The organism is Roseomonas nitratireducens, assembly GCF_017813355.1.
Lineage (GTDB): Bacteria > Pseudomonadota > Alphaproteobacteria > Acetobacterales > Acetobacteraceae > Neoroseomonas > Neoroseomonas nitratireducens.
The window spans coordinates 18,545-36,733 of record NZ_JAGIYZ010000014.1 but is presented as its reverse complement, the minus strand read 5'-3'; the positions used below and the strand labels follow the sequence as shown (position 1 = coordinate 36,733).

13 protein-coding genes are annotated in these 18,189 nt (G+C 71.8%); 4 read left to right on the top strand and 9 right to left on the bottom strand.

The genetic code is table 11. From position 1 onward, the window contains the following. The gene (locus J5Y09_RS14985; RefSeq protein ID WP_209352616.1) at nt 1–912 is read left to right on the top strand and encodes an NAD-dependent epimerase/dehydratase family protein; all 912 of its coding nucleotides are present in this window, start codon (nt 1–3) and stop codon (nt 910–912) included. Here J5Y09_RS14985 and J5Y09_RS14980 read toward each other — a convergent pair whose 3' ends face one another. The 6 genes from J5Y09_RS14980 to J5Y09_RS14955 all read right to left on the bottom strand — a co-directional run bounded on the left by J5Y09_RS14980 (nt 913) and on the right by J5Y09_RS14955 (nt 8,784). Further along, entirely contained in the window at nt 913–3,048 is a 2,136-nt protein-coding gene (locus tag J5Y09_RS14980; protein WP_209352615.1) for an acetate--CoA ligase family protein, read from the bottom strand. It lies immediately after the preceding gene. A gap of 78 nt (nt 3,049–3,126) precedes the next feature. Beyond that, a complete protein-coding gene (locus J5Y09_RS14975; protein ID WP_209352614.1) occupies nt 3,127–4,920 on the bottom strand; it encodes a PHA/PHB synthase family protein in 1,794 nt (597 codons plus the stop codon). 55 nt (nt 4,921–4,975) lie between these two features. Then, nucleotides 4,976–6,172, bottom strand: a complete 1,197-nt coding sequence (locus J5Y09_RS14970) for a pyridoxal-phosphate-dependent aminotransferase family protein (RefSeq protein WP_209352613.1) — start codon at nt 6,170–6,172, stop codon at nt 4,976–4,978. A 15-nt stretch (nt 6,173–6,187) separates the two neighbouring features. Continuing rightward, on the bottom strand, nt 6,188–7,366 hold the full coding sequence (locus J5Y09_RS14965; protein ID WP_342451487.1) for a vWA domain-containing protein: 1,179 nt from the start codon (nt 7,364–7,366) through the stop codon (nt 6,188–6,190). Nucleotides 7,367–7,393: 27 nt separating this feature from the next. Then, nucleotides 7,394–8,242, bottom strand: a complete 849-nt coding sequence (locus tag J5Y09_RS14960; protein WP_209352612.1) for an AAA family ATPase — start codon at nt 8,240–8,242, stop codon at nt 7,394–7,396. Between the two features lie 62 nt (nt 8,243–8,304). Then, on the bottom strand, nt 8,305–8,784 hold the full coding sequence (locus J5Y09_RS14955; protein WP_209352611.1) for a CinA family protein: 480 nt from the start codon (nt 8,782–8,784) through the stop codon (nt 8,305–8,307). Nucleotides 8,785–9,051: 267 nt separating this feature from the next. Here J5Y09_RS14955 and J5Y09_RS14950 point away from each other — a divergent pair, with 267 nt between their 5' ends. Then, nucleotides 9,052–10,806, top strand: a complete 1,755-nt coding sequence (locus J5Y09_RS14950; protein ID WP_209352610.1) for a putative bifunctional diguanylate cyclase/phosphodiesterase — start codon at nt 9,052–9,054, stop codon at nt 10,804–10,806. On the opposite strand, the gene J5Y09_RS14945 is transcribed toward J5Y09_RS14950, so the two are convergent. The 3 genes from J5Y09_RS14945 to J5Y09_RS14935 all read right to left on the bottom strand — a co-directional run bounded on the left by J5Y09_RS14945 (nt 10,759) and on the right by J5Y09_RS14935 (nt 15,737). Continuing rightward, nucleotides 10,759–12,942, bottom strand: coding sequence for an ATP-binding protein (locus tag J5Y09_RS14945; protein WP_209352609.1), 2,184 nt, complete (start codon nt 12,940–12,942; stop codon nt 10,759–10,761). The genes J5Y09_RS14950 and J5Y09_RS14945 overlap by 48 nt on opposite strands. Nucleotides 12,943–13,000: 58 nt before the next feature. Then, on the bottom strand, nt 13,001–14,200 hold the full coding sequence (locus J5Y09_RS14940; RefSeq protein WP_209352608.1) for an MFS transporter: 1,200 nt from the start codon (nt 14,198–14,200) through the stop codon (nt 13,001–13,003). 100 nt (nt 14,201–14,300) lie between these two features. Then, nucleotides 14,301–15,737, bottom strand: a complete 1,437-nt coding sequence (locus tag J5Y09_RS14935) for an NAD-dependent succinate-semialdehyde dehydrogenase (RefSeq protein ID WP_209352607.1) — start codon at nt 15,735–15,737, stop codon at nt 14,301–14,303. A 150-nt stretch (nt 15,738–15,887) separates the two neighbouring features. Between J5Y09_RS14935 and J5Y09_RS14930 the strand changes: the two genes are divergently transcribed. After that, a complete protein-coding gene (locus J5Y09_RS14930) occupies nt 15,888–16,865 on the top strand; it encodes a Bug family tripartite tricarboxylate transporter substrate binding protein (RefSeq protein ID WP_209352606.1) in 978 nt (325 codons plus the stop codon). A gap of 78 nt (nt 16,866–16,943) precedes the next feature. Next, complete coding sequence (locus tag J5Y09_RS14925) at nt 16,944–18,143, top strand: hypothetical protein (protein WP_209352605.1); 1,200 nt, start codon at nt 16,944–16,946, stop codon at nt 18,141–18,143. Nucleotides 18,144–18,189 lie beyond the last annotated feature (46 nt).

Genomic DNA, 18,189 nt, shown 5'->3' with positions numbered 1-18,189 from the left:
ATGGCGACCTATCTCGTGACCGGAGGCGCCGGCTTCATCGGCTCCCACCTTGCCGACGCGCTGCTCGCTGCGGGGCATGCGGTGCGCGTGCTCGACGATCTGTCCACGGGTCGGCGCGCCAATCTCGATCCGCGCGCCGAGCTGATCGTCGGCGACGCGGCGGATGGCGAGGTTGTGCGGGATGCGATGCGCGGCGTGGCGGGGTGCTTCCACCTGGCGGCGATCGCCTCGGTCGCGCGCGCCAACGAGGACTGGGCGGGCACGCACCGCGCCAACCTCACCGCGACGATCCATGTGCTGGACGCGGCGCGACGCGAAGGCGCGGTGCCGGTCGTCTACGCTTCCTCCGCCGCCATCTACGGCGACCAGGGGCATGGCGCGATCCGGGAGGATGCGCGGCCGCAGCCGCTCAATGCCTATGGCGCCGACAAGCTGGGCTGCGAGCTGCACGCCGCCGTCGCAGCCGGCGTCCATGGCGTGCCCACCCGCGGCATGCGCTTCTTCAACGTGTACGGACCGCGGCAGGATCCTTCCTCGCCCTATTCCGGCGTGATCTCGATCTTCTGCAACCGCCTCGGTGCGGGCCAGGGCATCACGCTGAACGGGGATGGGCGCCAGACGCGCGACTTCGTCTTCGTCGCCGACGTCGTGCGCGCGCTGACCACGGCGATGGCCGACATTAAGCCAGGCGCGGCCGTCTACAATGTCTGCACGGGGCGCGAGACCTCGATCATGCAGCTGGCCGAGACGATCGCCGACCTGCTCGGGACCTCCCCGGCGATCGGGCATGGGCCGGCGCGCATCGGCGATATCCGGCATTCGCTAGGCGACCCGGCCAAGGCGGCGGCGGAACTCGGCTTCCGTGCCGAGACGCCGCTCGCCACCGGGCTCGCCGCCACGCTGGGCCGCTGATCAGGCCTTCACGATCAGCGCGTCGACGGCGACAGCCTCGCTGCCGGCGACGATGATCGGGTTCACGTCGAGTTCCGCGACGCGGCCGCGCTGGTCCGCCACGAATTCGGACAGGCGCGCGACGATGTCGGCCAGACGGTCGAGATCGGCTGCCGGCGCGCCGCGGAAGCCTTCCAGCGCCGCGCGGCCGCGCAGGCGCTGGAACATCGCGCGCGCTTCCGCCACGGTGACCGGGGCGAGCGCGAGCGCGGAATCGCGCATGAGTTCCACCAGCACGCCGCCAAGGCCCGCGACGATCAGCGGCCCCATCAGTGGATCGACCCGCCCGCCAACCATCACCTCGACCCCAGGCTTGGCCATGGGCTGCACGAGCACGCCGTTGATGCGCGCGCCGGGCGCGTGGCGCTTCGCATTGGCCATGACGGCGCGGAAGGCCTCGCGCACCTCGGCCGCGTCCTTCAGCTTCAGGCGGATCACGCCGGCTTCCGTCTTGTGCGGCAGGTCGGGGCTTTCGACCTTCATCGCAACGGGAAAGCCGAGCGCCGTGGCGGCCGCGACGGCCTCATCCTCCGTCTGCGTCAGCCGTTCCGGCACCACGGGCACGCCATAGGTGGCGAGCACGGCCTTCGCCTCGCGCTCCGTCAGCGTGCGGTCCTGCGACGCGGCTATCAGCGCCGCCGCCTCCGCCGCCGCCTCGAGCCGCGACAGCCGCGTATAGGCGCGCGGCCCCGCGGCGCGGCGCGCCTCGCGGGCATGCCAGTGCGACAGCGCGGCGAAGCAGCGGTCCATGGATCGGAACAGGCCGATGCGCGGGTTCTGTTCCGCTTCCTTCGCGCCGAAGCCCTCGAGCCATTCCGTGGTCCAGACCACGCAGATCGGCTTGCCGGCCTTCTCGGCGATCGCCGCGAGTTCGGCGGGCCGCTTGGCGGAGAGTTCGGTCGAGTAGATCTGCGCGTAGATCAGCGCGCCGTAGTGCTCTTCCCCCAGCATCGCGCCGGCGCAGGCGGTCAGGCTCTCGGGGTCGTTCGCCACCTGAGCCGTGACGTCGCAGGGATTCCGCGCGGACCCGAAATCCGGGATGCGGCTTTCCAGGATGGCCTGGACCGGCGGCGTCGGCTGCGGCAGCGGCACGCCGTTCGCTTCCGCCTTGTCCGCGGACATGATCGCCGCACCGCCCGAGACGGCGACGACCGCGACGCCGCGCGCCTGCGGCCGTGGCGCCTTGGCGAGGAAGGCCGCGGTTTCGACCAGCGCCTCGAAATCCTTCACCACCACCGCGCCCGCGCGCTCGAAGGCGGCGAGATAGGCGGCGGTCTCGCCGGCGAGCGAGCCGGTGTGCGACATCGCCGCCGCCGCGCCGGCCTCGCCGGTGCCGAGCTTGAACACCACCAGCGGCTTGTTGGCGGCATCGGCCACTTCCGCCGCCTGGATGAAGCGCATCGGGTCGGGCATGCCTTCGAACACGCAGGCGATCGCCGCGCAGCCCGGATCGTCCGCGAGGAAGGACACGCAGTCCGCCACGTCCACGTCCGACGAATTGCCCGTCGTCAGCAGGTGGCTGACCGACACGCCCCGCATCACTGATTGCGCCAGCGAGAAGCCGAGCGCGCCGGACTGGCTGACGAGCCCGACCGCATGCGGAAGCGGGGCTTCCATCGGCGGCGGGATCATGAAGGTCACGCCGGCCTTGGTCCGGAAGTTCAGCATGCCGATGCAGTTTGGCCCGACGATCCGCATGCCTGCGTCCCGCCCGATCGCCGCGAGGCGCTGCTGCGCCGCGATGTCGGCATCCCGCCCCGTCTCGGCGAAGCCGGAGGCGTAGATCATGATGCCGCCGACGCCGGCCTTCGCGCAGTCCGACGCGATCTCCTCCACCGCGTCCTTCGCGGCGACGACGATGCAGCAATCCGGCACCTCGGGCAGCGCGGCGACGGAGGGGAAGCAATCGCGCTCGCCGATCTTCTCGTAGCGCGCGTTCACGAGATACAGCCGGCCCGTATAGTCCTTCAGCGCCTGGATCGTGCGGTCGGCGAAGGAGCCCGCGCGCGGGCTCGCGCCGATCACGGCGATGGCGGCAGGATCGAACAGTCGGCCCATATCGCCATGGCGATAGACGGCGCGGCTGGTGGCACTCATGCGGACGCTTCCCCTGGTCTTGCTTGCGCTGACCGAAGCGTAGGGGCGCCCGCCCGGCTCGTCACCCCCGGGGGAGGCTTACTTCATCAGCACGTAGGTCCCGGGCGCGTCCTCGATCGGCGGCAGGCCGCGCGCCGGCGCGCCCATCTCCGGCGGCGGGACCATGCCCGTGCCGCCGGCGCCGGCGAGCCATTCCGCCCAGGCTGGCCACCATGAACCTTCGCGGTCTGGCGCCTGGGCGGCCCAGGAATCCGGGTCGAGATAGGTGTCGTCGTGCCGCCGCGTCATGATGCGGAAATGCCGCCCGTCCTTCTCGGGCGGGCTGACGATGCCGGCATTGTGCCCACCCGAGGTGAGCACGAAGGTCACGTCCGTGTCGCTGAAGAGCGACACCTTGTAGACCGACCGCCAGGGCGCGATGTGGTCCTTCAGCGTGCCGACGGCGAAGATCGGCACGCCGATGTCCGACAGTGCGATGACGCGCCCTTCGACCGCGTAGCGCCCCGCCGTGAGCCGGTTCTCGAGGAACAGCCCGCGCAGGTATTCGCCATGCATCCGCGCCGGCATGCGCGTCTGGTCGCTGTTCCAGGCGAGCAGGTCGGTCACCGCGTTGCGCTCGCCCAGCACGTAGTCGCGGATCAGCCGAGACCAGACTAGGTCGTTCGACCGCAGCGCCTGGAAGGCGCCGGACATCTGGTGGGTGTCGAGATAGCCGCGGTCCCACATCATGTCCTCGAGGAAGGCGAGCTGGCTCTCGTCCACGAAGAGCATCAGCTCGCCCGCCTCGGCGAAATCCGTCTGCGCGGCGAGCAGCGTCATCGAGGCGAGGCGCGCATCGGCGTCCCGCGCCATGGTCGCCGCGGCGATGGCGAGGATGGTGCCGCCCAGGCAGTAGCCGCAGGCATGGATGCGCCGGTCCGGCACGATGGCGGAGACCGCGTCGAGCGCCGCCATCACCCCGCGCCGGCGGTAGTCGTCGAGCCCGGTCTCCCTGTCCCGCGCATCCGGGTTCTTCCAGGAGACCATGAAGACCGTGAAGCCCTGCGCCACCAGCCAGCGCACGAGCGAATTCTCCGGGCTCAGGTCCAGCACGTAGTACTTCATGATCCAGGCGGGGACGATCAGCACCGGCTCCGCATGAACCTGCGCGGTGGTCGGCGCGTACTGGATCAGCTCCATCAGCTCGTTGCGGAAGACGACGCGGCCCGGCGTGACGGCGACCTCCTGGCCCGGCCGGAAGGCTTCCGTTCCTTCCGGCGGCGCGCCGGCGAGCGTGCGCTCCAGGTCGTCGAGCGCGTTCTCCGCCCCCCGCACCAGATTCATCCCGCGATCGGCAAGCGTCCGCTGCGCGATGGTGGGGTTGAGCCAGGGCAGGTTCGACGGCGCGAGCACGTCCGTCGCCTGGCGCATCATGAACGCGACCTGCTGCGCGTGGCGGCGCGACAGGCCAGGCACGCCGCGCGTCGCCTCCAGCCACCAGGCTTCGGCCAGCAGATGCGCCTGCGCCATCGCGTTGAAGGGGAAGGCCTGCCAAGCCGGCCCGGTGAAGCGCGTATCGCCGTTGGTCGGCGCGACGAGCGGCGGGGGCGCCTTGCTGCCCATCGCGTGCCGCAGCCACAGGAGATAGCGCAGTCCCTGGATCCAGGCGCGGGCGCCGAGTTCCATCCGCTTGCCCGGCGCGCGCGCGATGTGCACAGCCCAGTCGAGCAGGGCGCCGCTGATCGCGGTTGGCGACATGCCCTGGGTGATGCGGGCCTCGGCCGCGCGTAGCGCGCGGTCGAAGGTGTGGAAGGTGGGGCCGAGACGCGCCTCGGCGGTCTCGGGTGCGGCGGGCGGCGGCAAGGCGCCGCGCTTCGGCGGTGTCCCGGTCATGCGCCCATCTGCCACCGGCCGCGCCCGCGCCGCCTTGCGCGGGCGCAAGCCGGGGTCAGGCGCGGGCGGCCTCGGCTAAGTATTCGATCGCCGCGTTTACCCCGCCGGGCGCGTGCGGCACGCCGGCGAGCCGCAGCGCCATCTCCACGGACGCAAGCGTACCGAGGATCATCGGCTCGTTCAGGTCGCCCAGGTGTCCGATGCGGAACACCTTGCCGCCGAGCCGCCCGAGCCCGCCGCCGAGCGAGACGTTGAAGGTGCCGAGCGCGATGCGGCGGACCGCGTCGGCATCATGCCCTTCCGGCATCAGCACCGCGGTGACGGAATCCGAGAAGCGGTCCGGCGTCAGGCAGAACAGCGTCGGCCCGTTGTTGCCCGACCAGTGGCGCACGCAGCGGCGCACCGCCTCGCCCAGCCGCGCATGGCGGGCGAAGACCTCGTCGAGCCCTTCCTCCTCCAGCAGCCGGATGGATTCGCGCAGCCCGTAGAACAGGGAGGTCGGGACCGTGCCGACGAAGGACCGGTGCCGGCGCGTCAGCATGTTGGTCCAGTTGAAGTAGGATTTCGGCAGCGTCGACGTCTTGTGCGCTTCCATCGCCTTGGCCGAGACGCCGGTGAAGGACATGCCGGTCGGCAGCATCAGCCCCTTCTGGCTTCCGCCCACCGCGATGTCGACGCCCCAGCCATCCATGCGGAAATCCATCGAGCCGAGCGAGGAGATGGTGTCCGCCAGCAGCAGCGCCGGATGGCCCGTGGCGTCGAGCGCGGCGCGCAGTTCGGCCAGCGGCAGGACCATGCCCGTCGCCGTCTCGTTGTGCACGGCGCAGATCGCCTTGATCTCATGGCCCGAATCGGCGGCGAGTGCGGCGCGCAGCGCGCCGAAATCCACGCCGCGGCGCCAATCGGCCTCGATCGTGCGGAAGCGCAGGCCGAGATCCTGCGCCATCTTCGCCCAGGATTCGGAGAAGTAGCCGGTCTCGGGCACCAGCAGCATGTCGCCCGGGGAGAACAGATTGACCAGCGCCGCTTCCCACGCCGCGTGGCCGGAGCCGGTGTAGAGGAACACCTCCTGCTCCGTCTTGAGGACGCGCTTCAGCCCGGCGACGCATCCGTCATAGACCGATATGAAGGCCGGGTCGTTGAAGTCGACCGTCACATGCGCGACCGCCTGGAGGATGGAATCCGGGATATTGGTGGGCCCCGGATTGGCGAAGAACTGGCGGCCGCGCGGCAGGCGGGGCTTCACATCCATGATCGTTTCCTTCCCTCAGCGCGCCAGCTCGCGCGCCATCGTCTCGAGCCCCGCCAGCGTCAGCGGGTACATGCGGTTGTCCATCAGCCGCTGCAGGATGCCGATGGACTGGGTGTAGCGCCAATGCGAAGGATCGACCGGGTTGAGCCAGGCCGCCTTGCGGAAGTGGCGCGTGGCCCGGCTCATCCAGACCTGCCCGGCTTCCTCGTTCCAATGCTCGACGCTGCCGCCGGGCTGGATGATCTCGTAGGGGCTCATCGTCGCGTCGCCCACGATCACCAGCCGCCAGTCGGGGCCGTAGGTGCGGAGCAGCTCCATCGTCGGGCGCTCCGTCTCCCGCCGCCGGCGGTTGGTGCGCCAGACGCGCTCGTAGAGGCAGTTGTGGAAGTACCAGAATTCCAGGTGCTTGAACTCGGACCGCGCGGCGGTGAACAGCTCCTGGCAGATGCGGATGTGGTCGTCCATCGACCCGCCGATATCCATCAGCAGCAGCACCTTCACGGCGTTGTGGCGCTCCGGGACCATGTGCAGGTCGAGCGATCCGCCGTTGCGCGCCGTGGCACCGATCGTCCCCGGCAGGTCGAGCTCGGTCGCGGCACCCGTGCGCGCGAAGCGGCGCAGCCGGCGCAGCGCCACCTTCATGTTGCGCGACGATAGCGCCTCGTCCTCGTCCAGGTCCCTGAAGGTCCGCTGGTCCCACACCTTCACCGCGCGCCGGTGCCGGCTGGACTCCTGCCCGATCCGCACCCCTTCCGGATTGTAGCCATGCGCGCCGAAGGGGGAGGTGCCGGCCGTGCCGATCCATTTCGAACCGCCCTGGTGCCGCCCCTTCTGTTCCTCGAGCCGCTTCTTCAGCGTCTCCATCAGCGTGTCGAAGTCGCCGAGCGCCTTGACCTGCTCCATCTCCTCGGGCGTGAGCACGCGTTCGGCCAGCTTGCGGAGCCATTCGACGGGGAGCTCGCGGGGCGCCTCGCCCTGCGGCGATTCCAGCCCCTTGAAGATCTCCCCGAAGACGCGGTCGAATCGGTCGAGATGCCGCTCGTCCTTCACCAGCGCGGCGCGCGACAGGTGGTAGAAGTCATCGACGCTGAAGCCCGCGACGCCTTCCTTCATCGCGCGGAGCAGCGCGAGGTACTCCATGATCGAGGCCGGTACGCCGGCCGCGCGCAGCGCGAGGATGAAGGGCGCGAACACCGCCCTACCCGCCGCGGCGCCGCGCGTTCATTGGCCGCGCCTCCGCGCGAGGAAGGCCAGCCGCTCGAACAGGTGGACGTCCTGCTCGTTCTTCAGCATCGCGCCATAGAGCGGCGGCAGCGTGGTCTTCGCGTCGGAGGACCGCAGCGCCTCGGCCGGCATGTCCTCGATCGTCAGCAGCTTCAGCCAGTCCAGCAACTCGGAGGTCGCGGGCTTCTTCTTGAGCTCGTTCACCTCGCGGATCTCGAAGAAGACGTTCAGCGCCTCCCGCAGCAGGTCGCGGCGGATGTCGGGGTAATGCGCCTCGACGATGCGCTCCATCGTCTCCCGATCCGGGAAGCGGATGTAGTGGAAGAAGCAGCGGCGCAGGAAGGCGTCCGGCAGCTCCTTCTCGTTGTTCGAGGTGATGATCACCACGGGCCGGTGCCGCGCCGCGACCGTCTTGCGCGTCTCGTAGACAAAGAACTGCATGCGATCGAGCTCGAGCAGCAGGTCGTTCGGGAACTCGATGTCCGCCTTGTCGATCTCGTCGATCAGCAGCACCACCGGCTGCTCGGCCTCGAAGGCGTCCCAGAGCTTGCCGCGCACGATGTAGTTGGCGATGTCGTGCACGCGCGGGTCGCCCAGCTGGCCGTCGCGCAGGCGGCTTACCGCATCGTACTCATAGAGGCCCTGCTGCGCCTTGGTGGTGGACTTGATGTGCCACTCGATCAGCGGGTAGCCGAGCGCCTTGGCGATCTCCTGCGCCAGCACGGTCTTGCCCGTGCCGGGTTCGCCCTTCACCAGCAGCGGGCGCTGCAGCGCGACGGCGGCGTTCACCGCCACTTCCAGCTCGCGCGAAGCGACGTATTTCTCGGTGCCCTTGAACCGCCCCACGCCCGTCCCTCCGTCCGTTCCGGGAGAAGGTCAGGTCGTATGCGGGATCGCGCAAGCCCGGATCAGCCGATCGCCTCCTCGGCCAGGGCGAACAGGGCCAGGGCGAAGGCCCGCATGTTCCCCGCCCGGTCCGCCGAGCCGGTCCGCAGCGTGATCACGCGCTCCACCGGCCCCGCGATCGCGAGGCAGGCATGCCCGGCCGGGTCGCCATAACGGTTGCCCGCCGGCCCGGCCGCGCCGGTCTCCGCCAGGCCCCAATCGGCGCCGAGCCGCTGGCGCACCGTCCGCGCCATCAGCAGCGCATAGGGTTCGGAGGCGGATCGGATGCCCTCCATCTCCGCCGGCCCGATGCCGAGCAGGCCCTGCCGTGCGGCCGCCGTGTAGACCACCGCCCCGCCCAGGAAATAGGCCGACGCGCCGGGCTGGGAGAGAAGGGCGGCGGACATCAGCCCGCCGACGGAACTCTCCGCTACCGCAATCGTGGCTTTACGATTTCTGAGACATTCGCCCAAGCGCCGCGCGGCTGGCAGGATGCTGTCCATGGTGTCCTCCCACCGAGGCGTCATTCCGGCCGAATCGCGCGGCCGCCCGCCATTCGCGGGGCTCGGCAGGACCATCATGCGCCGACTTTCCGCCGCTGCGGAGGGTCTCTTCTGCACGCGATGCGTGTGGCCTCAGACCGCCGAATGCGCGGAAAAGGCGAAATCTCCTAACAAAAGGGGTTGTTGAGATACGAGAGAAGTCTTAATAAATTAACACGACTCGGGGCGGGTCCCGTGTCGTGATCAGGCTTGCCGCAGGACTCCGCCATGTCGTCCGCCTTCCTCAACGCAACGACCGACGACCGTTCCGGACTCGGAGTTCTCGTCGTCGACGACGAGCCGGTGGTCCTCGAACAGATCGGCAAGGCGCTCCGCCGACGCGGGCATGAGGTGAGCCTCGCGCCCTCGGCCGAGAGCGCGGCGCGCATCATCGCCGAGCGCGGCAACCTCGGCGTCGTCGTCAGCGACATCCGCATGCCGGGGGAGGACGGGCTCGCCCTCGCCCGCCGCATCAACGCCACCGACAGCCGGATGCGTCCGGAGGTCGTGCTCATCACCGGCCATGCCTCGGTCGACGACGCCGCGGAAGCGGTGCGGATCGGCGCCTCCGACTTCATCCGCAAGCCGCTGCGCAGCGGGGAGATCGCCAGCGCCGTCGAGGCGGCGATGGAACGCGTCCTGGCCCGCCGCCGCAGCTTCGAGGCCGAGAGCGACCGCCTCGCCCGCATCGCGGAAGCCGAGGAAGAGGCCCGCCGCCAGCGCGGGGAAGACCCTCTCACCTGCATCGCCAACCGCGCCGCGCTGATCGAGCGGCTGCTGACCCCGCGGCGGGACCCCTGCGGCCTGGTGCTGATCGACCTCGACCGCTTCCGCCGCGTGAACGAGGCCTTCGGCCCCCGCGCGGCCGACGCGCTGCTGATCGAGACGGCGCGCCGCATCCAGCAGGCCGCCGGGCGCGGCGCGCTGACCGCCCGCTTCGGCGACGATGAATTCGCCGTCCTCGTCGAGGGCGAGGCCGCCATGACGCTGCCGGCCCTCGCGGCGCGGCTGCACGGCGCGGTGGCGCAGCAGTTGGGCGGCGGCGACGTGCGCATCTTCCTCACGGCCAGCGTCGGCCATGCCGCGAGCCCCGTGGGCGACGGCGCCGCCTGCCTGCGTGGCGCCGAGGCCGCGATCCGCAACGCGCGCACCCGCGGCGGCGACCGCGTCGCCAGCTCCGAGGAGGCGCGCGCCGACGGCTCGCTGCGCCGCATCGAGCTTGCCGGCGCGCTGCGCACGGCGCTGCGCGGCAACGACGAGGTCGGGCTCGCCTACCAGCCGATCCTCCGCTGCTCGGACGGCCAGCTGCTCGGCTTCGAGGCGCTGGTGCGCTTCAGCGACCCCGCCGTCGGCCGCTGTGACCCGGACGAACTCGTGCCGGTCGCCGAGCATTACGGGCTGATGGACGCGCTGGGGCGCCGCATCCTGCGCGACGCGCTGGCCTCGATCGCGGCCTGGCGGCAGGAAGGGCTCCCCTTCGGCCGCGTCGCGGTCAATGTCTCCCCCACCCAGCTGCGGGCGCCGGACTTCGCGGTCGATCTCTGCCGCATGGTCTCGGCCGCCGGCCTGCCCGCCTCCGCGCTCTGCCTCGAGATCACCGAGACCGAGGCGCTGTCCGAGCAGGCCCTGCCGACGCTGACCGCGCTGCGGGAAGCGGGCTTCGGCCTCGCCATCGACGATTTCGGCGTCGGCCATTCCTCGCTCGCGCGGCTGCGCGACCTGCCGGCGACGCTGGTGAAGCTCGACCGCCGCTTCATCGAGCGCCTGCCGGGGACCGAGCGCGACCGCGCCTTCTTCCGCGGCATGATCCAGCTGACCGCGGCGCTGGGCCTGACGACGGTGGCCGAGGGCGTGGAGACGCCGGCGCAGCTCCAGGCGCTGCGCGAGGCGGGCTGCGACGCCTGCCAGGGCTACCTGCTCGGCGCGCCGATGCCCTCAGGCGACGTGGGTGGCTTCCTGCGCCGGGGCGTCCCGCAGGCCTGACTCCGGCGCCGGCGCCTCGCGCTCGGCGATCGCGAACTCCAGCGTGAACTCGGCGCCGCCTTCGACATTCGCGACGCGGATGGCGCCACCCTGCGCCGCCATGATGCCGTGGCAGATCGCCAGCCCGAGCCCGGTTCCCTGGCCGACCGGCTTGGTGGTGAAGAAGGGCTCGAAGACGCGGCCGACGACTTCCTCCGGCATGCCGCCGCCGGTGTCGCGCACCGCGAGCAGGACGCGATCGCCCGCCGGCGCCCGGCGCGCGGAGAAGGCCAGGCGGCGCTGGCCTTCCGGCTGCTTCAGCATCGCGTCGCGCGCGTTCAGGCAGAGGTTCACGAGCACCTGCTCGATCAGGACGAGCTGCCCCTGCACCGGCGGCAGGTCGTCCGGCAGGGACCGCACCACCTCGACGCCGGCCGCGCGCAGCGCGGCACCGGCCAGCACCACCGCGCCGTCCACCGCGCTGCGGACCTCGATCGCGCCGAGCGGCCCGGCGTCGCGCCGGCCGAACACGCGCAGATGGTCGATGATGGTCTGCGCGCGCGCCGCCTGGCCGGCCACCGAACGCAGCGTCTCGAGCGCCTCGGGGATGCCTCGCGTGCCTTCGGCCTCGAGCGCGTCCGCGGCGTTGTCGGCGCCGAGCGACATGGCGGTGATCGGCTGGTTCAGCTCGTGCGCGAGGCCCGTCGCCATCTCCCCGAGCGTCGCCAGCTTGGCTGCCTCCGTCGCGCGGGCCGCAAGGCGGCGCTCGGCGGTGATGTCGGCGCGGTAGCCCACCACCTCGCAGCCATCCTCGGTGCTGAGCACCACGCGTGCCGCGTCGCGCAGCCACACCGCGCTGCCATCGGCCCGCGTGACCGGGTATTCGACCGCAGCGTCCCGTCCCGACAGCAGCCGCGCGATGAAGTCCCGCCGCGCGTCGTCCTCCTCCGGCCTTGCTTTCCCGGCATCGGGCAGCGCGGCCATGCCGGCGCTGGCGTAGGTCACCTCCATGCCCCGGCCGCGCCGGATCCGCGCGCGATAGACGGCGACCGGCAAGCCGGCGAGCAACGCCTCGATTTCCGCCCGCGCGGCGCCGGCCGCGCGTTCGGCCAGCCGCGCCTCCTGCACCTCGGTCCGGGCGTGCAGCCGTTCATGCCGCCGGCGCGCATAGAGCGCGAGCAGGACAACGAGCGCGCTGGTCAGCAGCGCGGTCACGACCGCGAGCCGCGCGAAGTCGCGCACCGGGGCCAGCGCCTCGGCCGCGTCGATGCCGGTGCCCACGACCAGCGGCGTGCCCGCGACCATGCGGAAGGAGGTGAAGCGCTCGCGCTGGTCGGGCTGCGTCGCCGACAGGACCAGCGGCGCGGAGTCCGCGGCGCCGGAGCCGGGCAGCGGGGCGGCCAGCGCCACTTCCTCCGCCAGGGCGCGCAGCGTGGCGCGGGACCGCGCGACATAGGTGCCGTCGCGGCGGACGACGAACATCACGTCGTTCGGCCTGGGCATCATCTCCGCGAGGTCGCGCGACAGCGCCACCGGATCGAGCGACATGACGGCGATGCCGAGGAAGCGCCCGTTGCGGTCCTCCATGCGGCGGCTGAACTGCACCGACCAGCGGCGGTTGATCGGCTCGATCTGCGGGACGCCGACCAGCAGGCCGCGCGTGCCGCCGAGATGCGCGAGGAAGGCCTGCCGGTCGAAGAAATCCGCGCGCGGGAAGGCGCTGGCCGAGGACCAGCGCAGCGTTGCGTTGGTGTCGATATCGGCGATCTGCACCAGGCCGAGCCGGTTGGTCGCCGCGATGTCGGCCAGGTGCGCGGCGATCAGGTCGGCCGACTGGCGGTCGCCCGCGGTCTCGAGCACGCGTCGCATCTCGACGAAGGCGAAGGTCGATTCGATCCCCTCGATGGTGCGCAGCATGAACTGTTCGAGCGCGGCGGCGCCGACTTCCGCCTGCGCGCGCGCCTTCTCGGCCGCGTCGCGTCCGGCGCGCTGCACCAGCGCGACCGCGACCGCCCAGATCAGCACGAGCGAGAGCGCGACGATCAGCCCTGTCGCGAAGGCGCGCCAGGCCGGCCCGGACGGCATCGCACGGCGTACCACCCGCAGGGCGAGCGCCGAGCGGCTGTCTGCGGAGAGCGGGGCGAGTCCATTCGTCATGATGTCTGGGGCCGAGACTAGCGGGCATCACCGCCCGGCGGCGAGAGCCCTATTGCGTTCAGATATGGCGCCACCAGCGCCGCGTCGCCGCCAGCGCGGCAAGCCCGGCCAGCCCGGTCGCCGCCGTCGCCGCCGGCGCGCCGAACCATTCCGCCAACAGACCAAGCGAAAGAAAGCCTATGGGCCCGAGCCCGATGCAGACGGACAGCAGGCCCAGCACCCGGCTGCGCATCTCCGGCGGCGTCGCGAGGAAGACCAGCGTCGGCTGCATGATGGCGAAGCCGGCACCGCCCACGCCCGTCAGCAGCAGCGCGAGGCCGGCGAGCACGGGATCCGTCGCCAGCGCGAAGGCCGCGAGCATGGCGAAGTACAGCGTGATCCCGCCGAGATAGATCGCCTTGTACTGCGTCGGCTGCGCGAACAGCGCGATGGTGACGGCGCCGGCGAAGGCGCCGATGCCGTCGATGCTCGCCAGCACGCCGATGCCCGTCGGGCCGAGCCCGAGCCGGTCCTGCCCGATCACCGGGATCATCGAGGTGAAGGGCCAGCCGAAAAGGTTGAACAGCAGCGTCACCAGCAGCGCGCCGACCAGCCGGGGTTCCCGGCGTACGAAGCCGAAGCCCTCGGCGATGCTGGCCAGCACCGAGGCGCGGCCGGCTTCGATGCGGGTGGGGGCGGGCGGCAGGCGAAGCACCGCGACCACCGCCGGCGCATAGAGCAGCGCGCCGAGCAGGAAGGCCCCGTCGAGCCCGACCGAGGCGAGCAGCACGCCGCCCAGCGTCGGGCCGAGCACCCGGCTGCCGTTGCTGGTCGCGACATCGACCGACATCGCCGGGCCCATCCGGGCCGGGCCGGCCACCTGGCCGATCATCGCGCGTCGCACCGGATTGTCCGACGCCCAGGCGATCCCGTTCATGAAGGAGGCGACAGCCAGGTGCCACACCGCCACCGCGTCGGCCAGCGCGAGCGCTGCGATCGCGGCGGAGGTCACCATCTGCGAGAGGATGATCAGCAGCAGCGCGCGGCGGCGGTCCATCCGCTCCGCCACGGCGCCGAGGAAGGCGCCGAACAGGCCCATGGGCAGCAGCCGCAGCATCGTCAGCAGCGCGACGATGAAGGCCGAGCCGGTCGCGTTGTAGGCGAAGACGCCGACCGCGAGGGTTTCGACCCAGCGGACGACGAAGATGCAGAAGCCCGCGGTCCAGAGCCGAAGGAAGTCGCGGTCGCGGAAAAGGGTGCGCCAGGCGGGTTCGGGCATGAAGAAAGGTCGGGGGCGGGGAACCTCCCCCGAACCCCCTCCCGTCCTTGACACCGAAGGGAGGGGTCCGGGGGGAGAAGTTCCCTTCTCCCCCGCCTACTTACAGCCCCGCCTGCGACACGAACTTCGTGTTCAGGTAGGCCTCGATCGCCTCCGACCCGCCCTCGCTGCCATAGCCGCTGTCCTTCACGCCGCCGAAGGGCACTTCCGGCAGGGCGAGGCCGAGATGGTTGATCGTCATCATCCCGCTCTCGACGCGGCTCGCGACCGCGTTCGCGGTCTTGGCGCTGCGCGTGAAGGCATAGGCGGCGAGGCCGTAGGGCAGGCGGTTAGCCTCCTCCACCACCTCGTCGAGGTCGCGGAAGCGGGAGATCATGGCCATCGGCCCGAACGGCTCCTCGTTCATCGCGCGGGCGTCCTTCGGCACGTCGGTCATCACCGTCGGCTCGTAGAAATAGCCCTTGTTGCCGATGCGCTTGCCGCCGGTATGGACCTTGCCGCCCTTAGCCTGCGCGTCGAGCACCAGGGTCTCGACCCAGGGCACGCGGCGGTCGTGCGCGAGCGGGCCCATGGTGGTGCCTTCCGCCATGCCGTCGCCGACCTTCAGCGCCTTGGCGTGCTCGACGAACTTCTCGACGAAGCCGTCATACAGCTTCTCCTGCACCAGGAAGCGCGTCGGGCTGACGCAGACCTGCCCGGCGTTGCGGAACTTGGCGCCGGCCAGCGTCTTCGCCGCGAGGTCGAGGTCGGCGTCGTCGAACACGATCGCCGGGGCATGCCCGCCGAGTTCCATCGTCACGCGCTTCATGTGCTGCCCGGCGAGGCCCGCGAGCAGCTTGCCCACAGGGGTGGAGCCCGTGAAGGTCACCTTGCGGATGACGGGATGCGCGATGAGGTACTCGCTGATCTCGGCCGGCACGCCGTAGACGAGGTTAGCCACGCCCGGCGGCAGGCCGGCATCGACGAAGGCGCGGATCAGCTCGGCCGGGGAGGCGGGCGTCTCCTCCGGCGCCTTGACGATGATCGAGCAGCCGGTCGCGACGGCGCCGCACAGCTTGCGCACCACCTGGTTGATCGGGAAGTTCCAGGGCGTGAAGGCGGCGACGGGGCCGACCGGCTCCTTGATCACCAGCTGGTAGACGCCGTCGGCGCGCGCCGGGATGACGCGGCCATAGGCGCGGCGGCCTTCCTCGGCGAACCAGTCGATGATGTCGGCGGCGGCCATCACCTCCACCTTCGCCTCGGCGAGCGGCTTGCCCTGCTCGAGCGTCAGCAGCCGCGCCGTCTCGTCGGCGCGGGCGCGGAAGATGTCGGCGGCCTTGCGCATCAGCTTGTAGCGCTCGAAGGCCGAGACCTTCTTCCAGGTGGCGAAGCCGCGGTCGGCGGCGGCGAGCGCCTCGTCCAGGTCGGCCTTCTCGGCATGGGCGACGGTGCCGATCACTTCCTCGGTCGCGGGATTCAGCACGTTGATGGTCTTGCCGGAGCGCGCGGCGCGCCACTCCCCGTTCACGTGCAGCAGGACGTTCGGATAGGCCATTGGCGGATTCCTCCAGCGGTTCGGATCTTGGTGCCCAACCTAGCCGCGCGCCCGCCGCCGGGCCAGCCATGCCACCTTGCCGCCTGCGCATGGCTGGCCGATGGTTCGCGCCAAGACGGCCGCAGGGCCGGAAGAACCGGAGGAACCGCCATGACCCGCATCACCCGCCGCGCCGCGCTCGGCGCGGGCGCCGCGCTTGCCCTGCCCGCCGCGCCGCGTGCCCAGGGCGCCTTCCCGACCCGCCCGATCACGGTGATCGTGCCCAACCCGCCCGGCGGCGGCACCGACTTCGCCGCGCGGCTGTTCCAGGAAGGCATGCAGGCCGCGCTCGGCCAGCCCGTCGTGATCGAGAACCGGCCCGGCGCCAATGGCAACATCGCGATCAACGCGGTCGCGCGCGCGCAGCCCGACGGCCACACCCTGCTGCTGCAGTACAACGGCTACCACGCCGGCAACCCGGCGATGATGCAGAACCTTACCTGGGATCCGATCCGCGACCTTGCGATAGTCGGCATGGCGACGATGGCCCCGCACGTCATCCTCGTCGCCCCGAACGTGCCGGCGAACACGCTTGCCGAATTCATCGCCCATGCGCGCGCCAATCCGGGGAAGCTAAACTACGCCTCCTCGGGCAATGGCTCGATCCAGCATATCGGCGGCGTGCTCTTCTCCCGCGCCATCGGCGCGGAGATGGTCCACGTGCCCTATCGCGGCGCCGCGCCGGCCCTTCAGGACGTGGCCGGCGGGCGGGTCGAGATGTTCATTACCACCCCGTCCTCGGCCGTGGCGCTGATCCAGGGCGGGCGTGTGAAGGCGCTGGCGATGGCAAGCGCGCGGCGTGCGTCGGGCCTGCCGGATGTGCCGACCACGGCGGAAGCGGGGCTGCCCGGCTTCACCCTCGATGCCTGGTTCGCCTTCGCGGCGCCGGCGGGGACGCCGCGGGCGGTGCAGGAAAGGCTGAACGCCGCCATCCGCGGCGTCGCCGAGCAGCCTGCCGTGCGCCAGCGCGCCGAGCAGGCCGGTGCAAGCACCGCCGCCATGACGCTCGCGGAGCTCGATGCCCTCGCGCGCCGGGAAGTGGCGGAGCTCGGCGCCGTGATCCGCGCGGCGGGCATCACCATCGAATAGCGGCGGGCGGGCGATTCCGCGCTCGCCCCGCCGCGCGGGATACCGCAGGCTGGGCGCCGGAACACTTCGGAGCGAGCGATGCTGCGCCTGATCGTCGCCCTGGTCGTCCTGCTGGCCTTGCCGGCGCGGGCGGCCGAGACCTCGTTGCTGGCCATGCTGCGCTACGCGCCGCTGCCGGCGCCGGCCGTGCTCGCGCCGGGGCGCGTGCTGCTGGCCTATGCGCGGGCGGACCTGGTCGCCGGCACGCCGGGCCCGACAGCCGGGCCGGGACACGACCGGCTCGCGGCCCTGACGACCGGCCGCGGCTACGCCTACCTCGCGGGTCTCAACGCCATGGTCGCCGCGGATTGGCCGCAGGCGAGCGGCTTCGACTTCGACGCCGTGGAGGCGGTGCTGCTGGTGGAGGGCGAGGTGCCCAACGCCTTCCGCCTGCTGGCGGGCGCGCGGCTTCCCGCGCTGCCGGCCCTCGGCCGGCCGATCGCGCCGATGGGCTTCGCCGAGGCCGTTCGCGATGGCGTGCCGATGCTGGCGCGCGGCGAGGACCTCGCCCTGGACTTCGCCCGGCGCCGGAACCCGGAGGCGCTCGGCGGCGGCATGGGCCTTTCGCTCCGCATCGCCGCGCCGGCGCCGGGCCTGCTGCTGGCCACCCGCGACTGGGCGGAGATGGACGAGGCCCTGGCCGCCGCCGCCACGCAGCAGACGCTGGCCGACACGCGCGAGGTCTTGGCCCTGCTGCGCGGCGCCGGTGGCGGGGAGGATGGTCGCGGGCTCAGCCAGGCCATCATGCTGACGCCCGAACTGTATCTGCCCGACGGCTCGACGGTCCTCGGCTTCGACCCGCCGCGCCCGGCGGATGATCCGGCGCGGGAGATGGCGGCGATGCGGGAGAGGCTGGCGGCGCTGACCGCCGCCGACCTGCCGCCCATGCCGGCCTGGAGCTTCGCCATGCTGGCCGACCGGCGGGAGGGTGCGGTCGTGCACACCCGCTTCGTGCTGCTGTTCGAGGCGCCGGAGGCCGCGGCGGCGGGCGCGGAGGCCATGCTCGCGCGCCTCGCGGCCATGGAGGCGGGCCCGCGGCGCCTCGGCCTGTCCGGCCAGCGCATTGTTTCCGAACCGAGCGGGGTCGCCGACCTGCATCTCGCGGTGGTCGAGGCGCGCCTGCCGGCCGACGCCCCGCGCGCCCTGGCGCGGGACGTGATGGACCGGATCTTCGGCCGCAAGCCGTCGCCCATGGCGATCGGGCAGGTGCCGCGGGCGGTCGTCGCGGATCCGCCCTGACCAGGCTTCACGATCCGGCGTGGTGCGGCGCAGCGGCGGCGGCTAG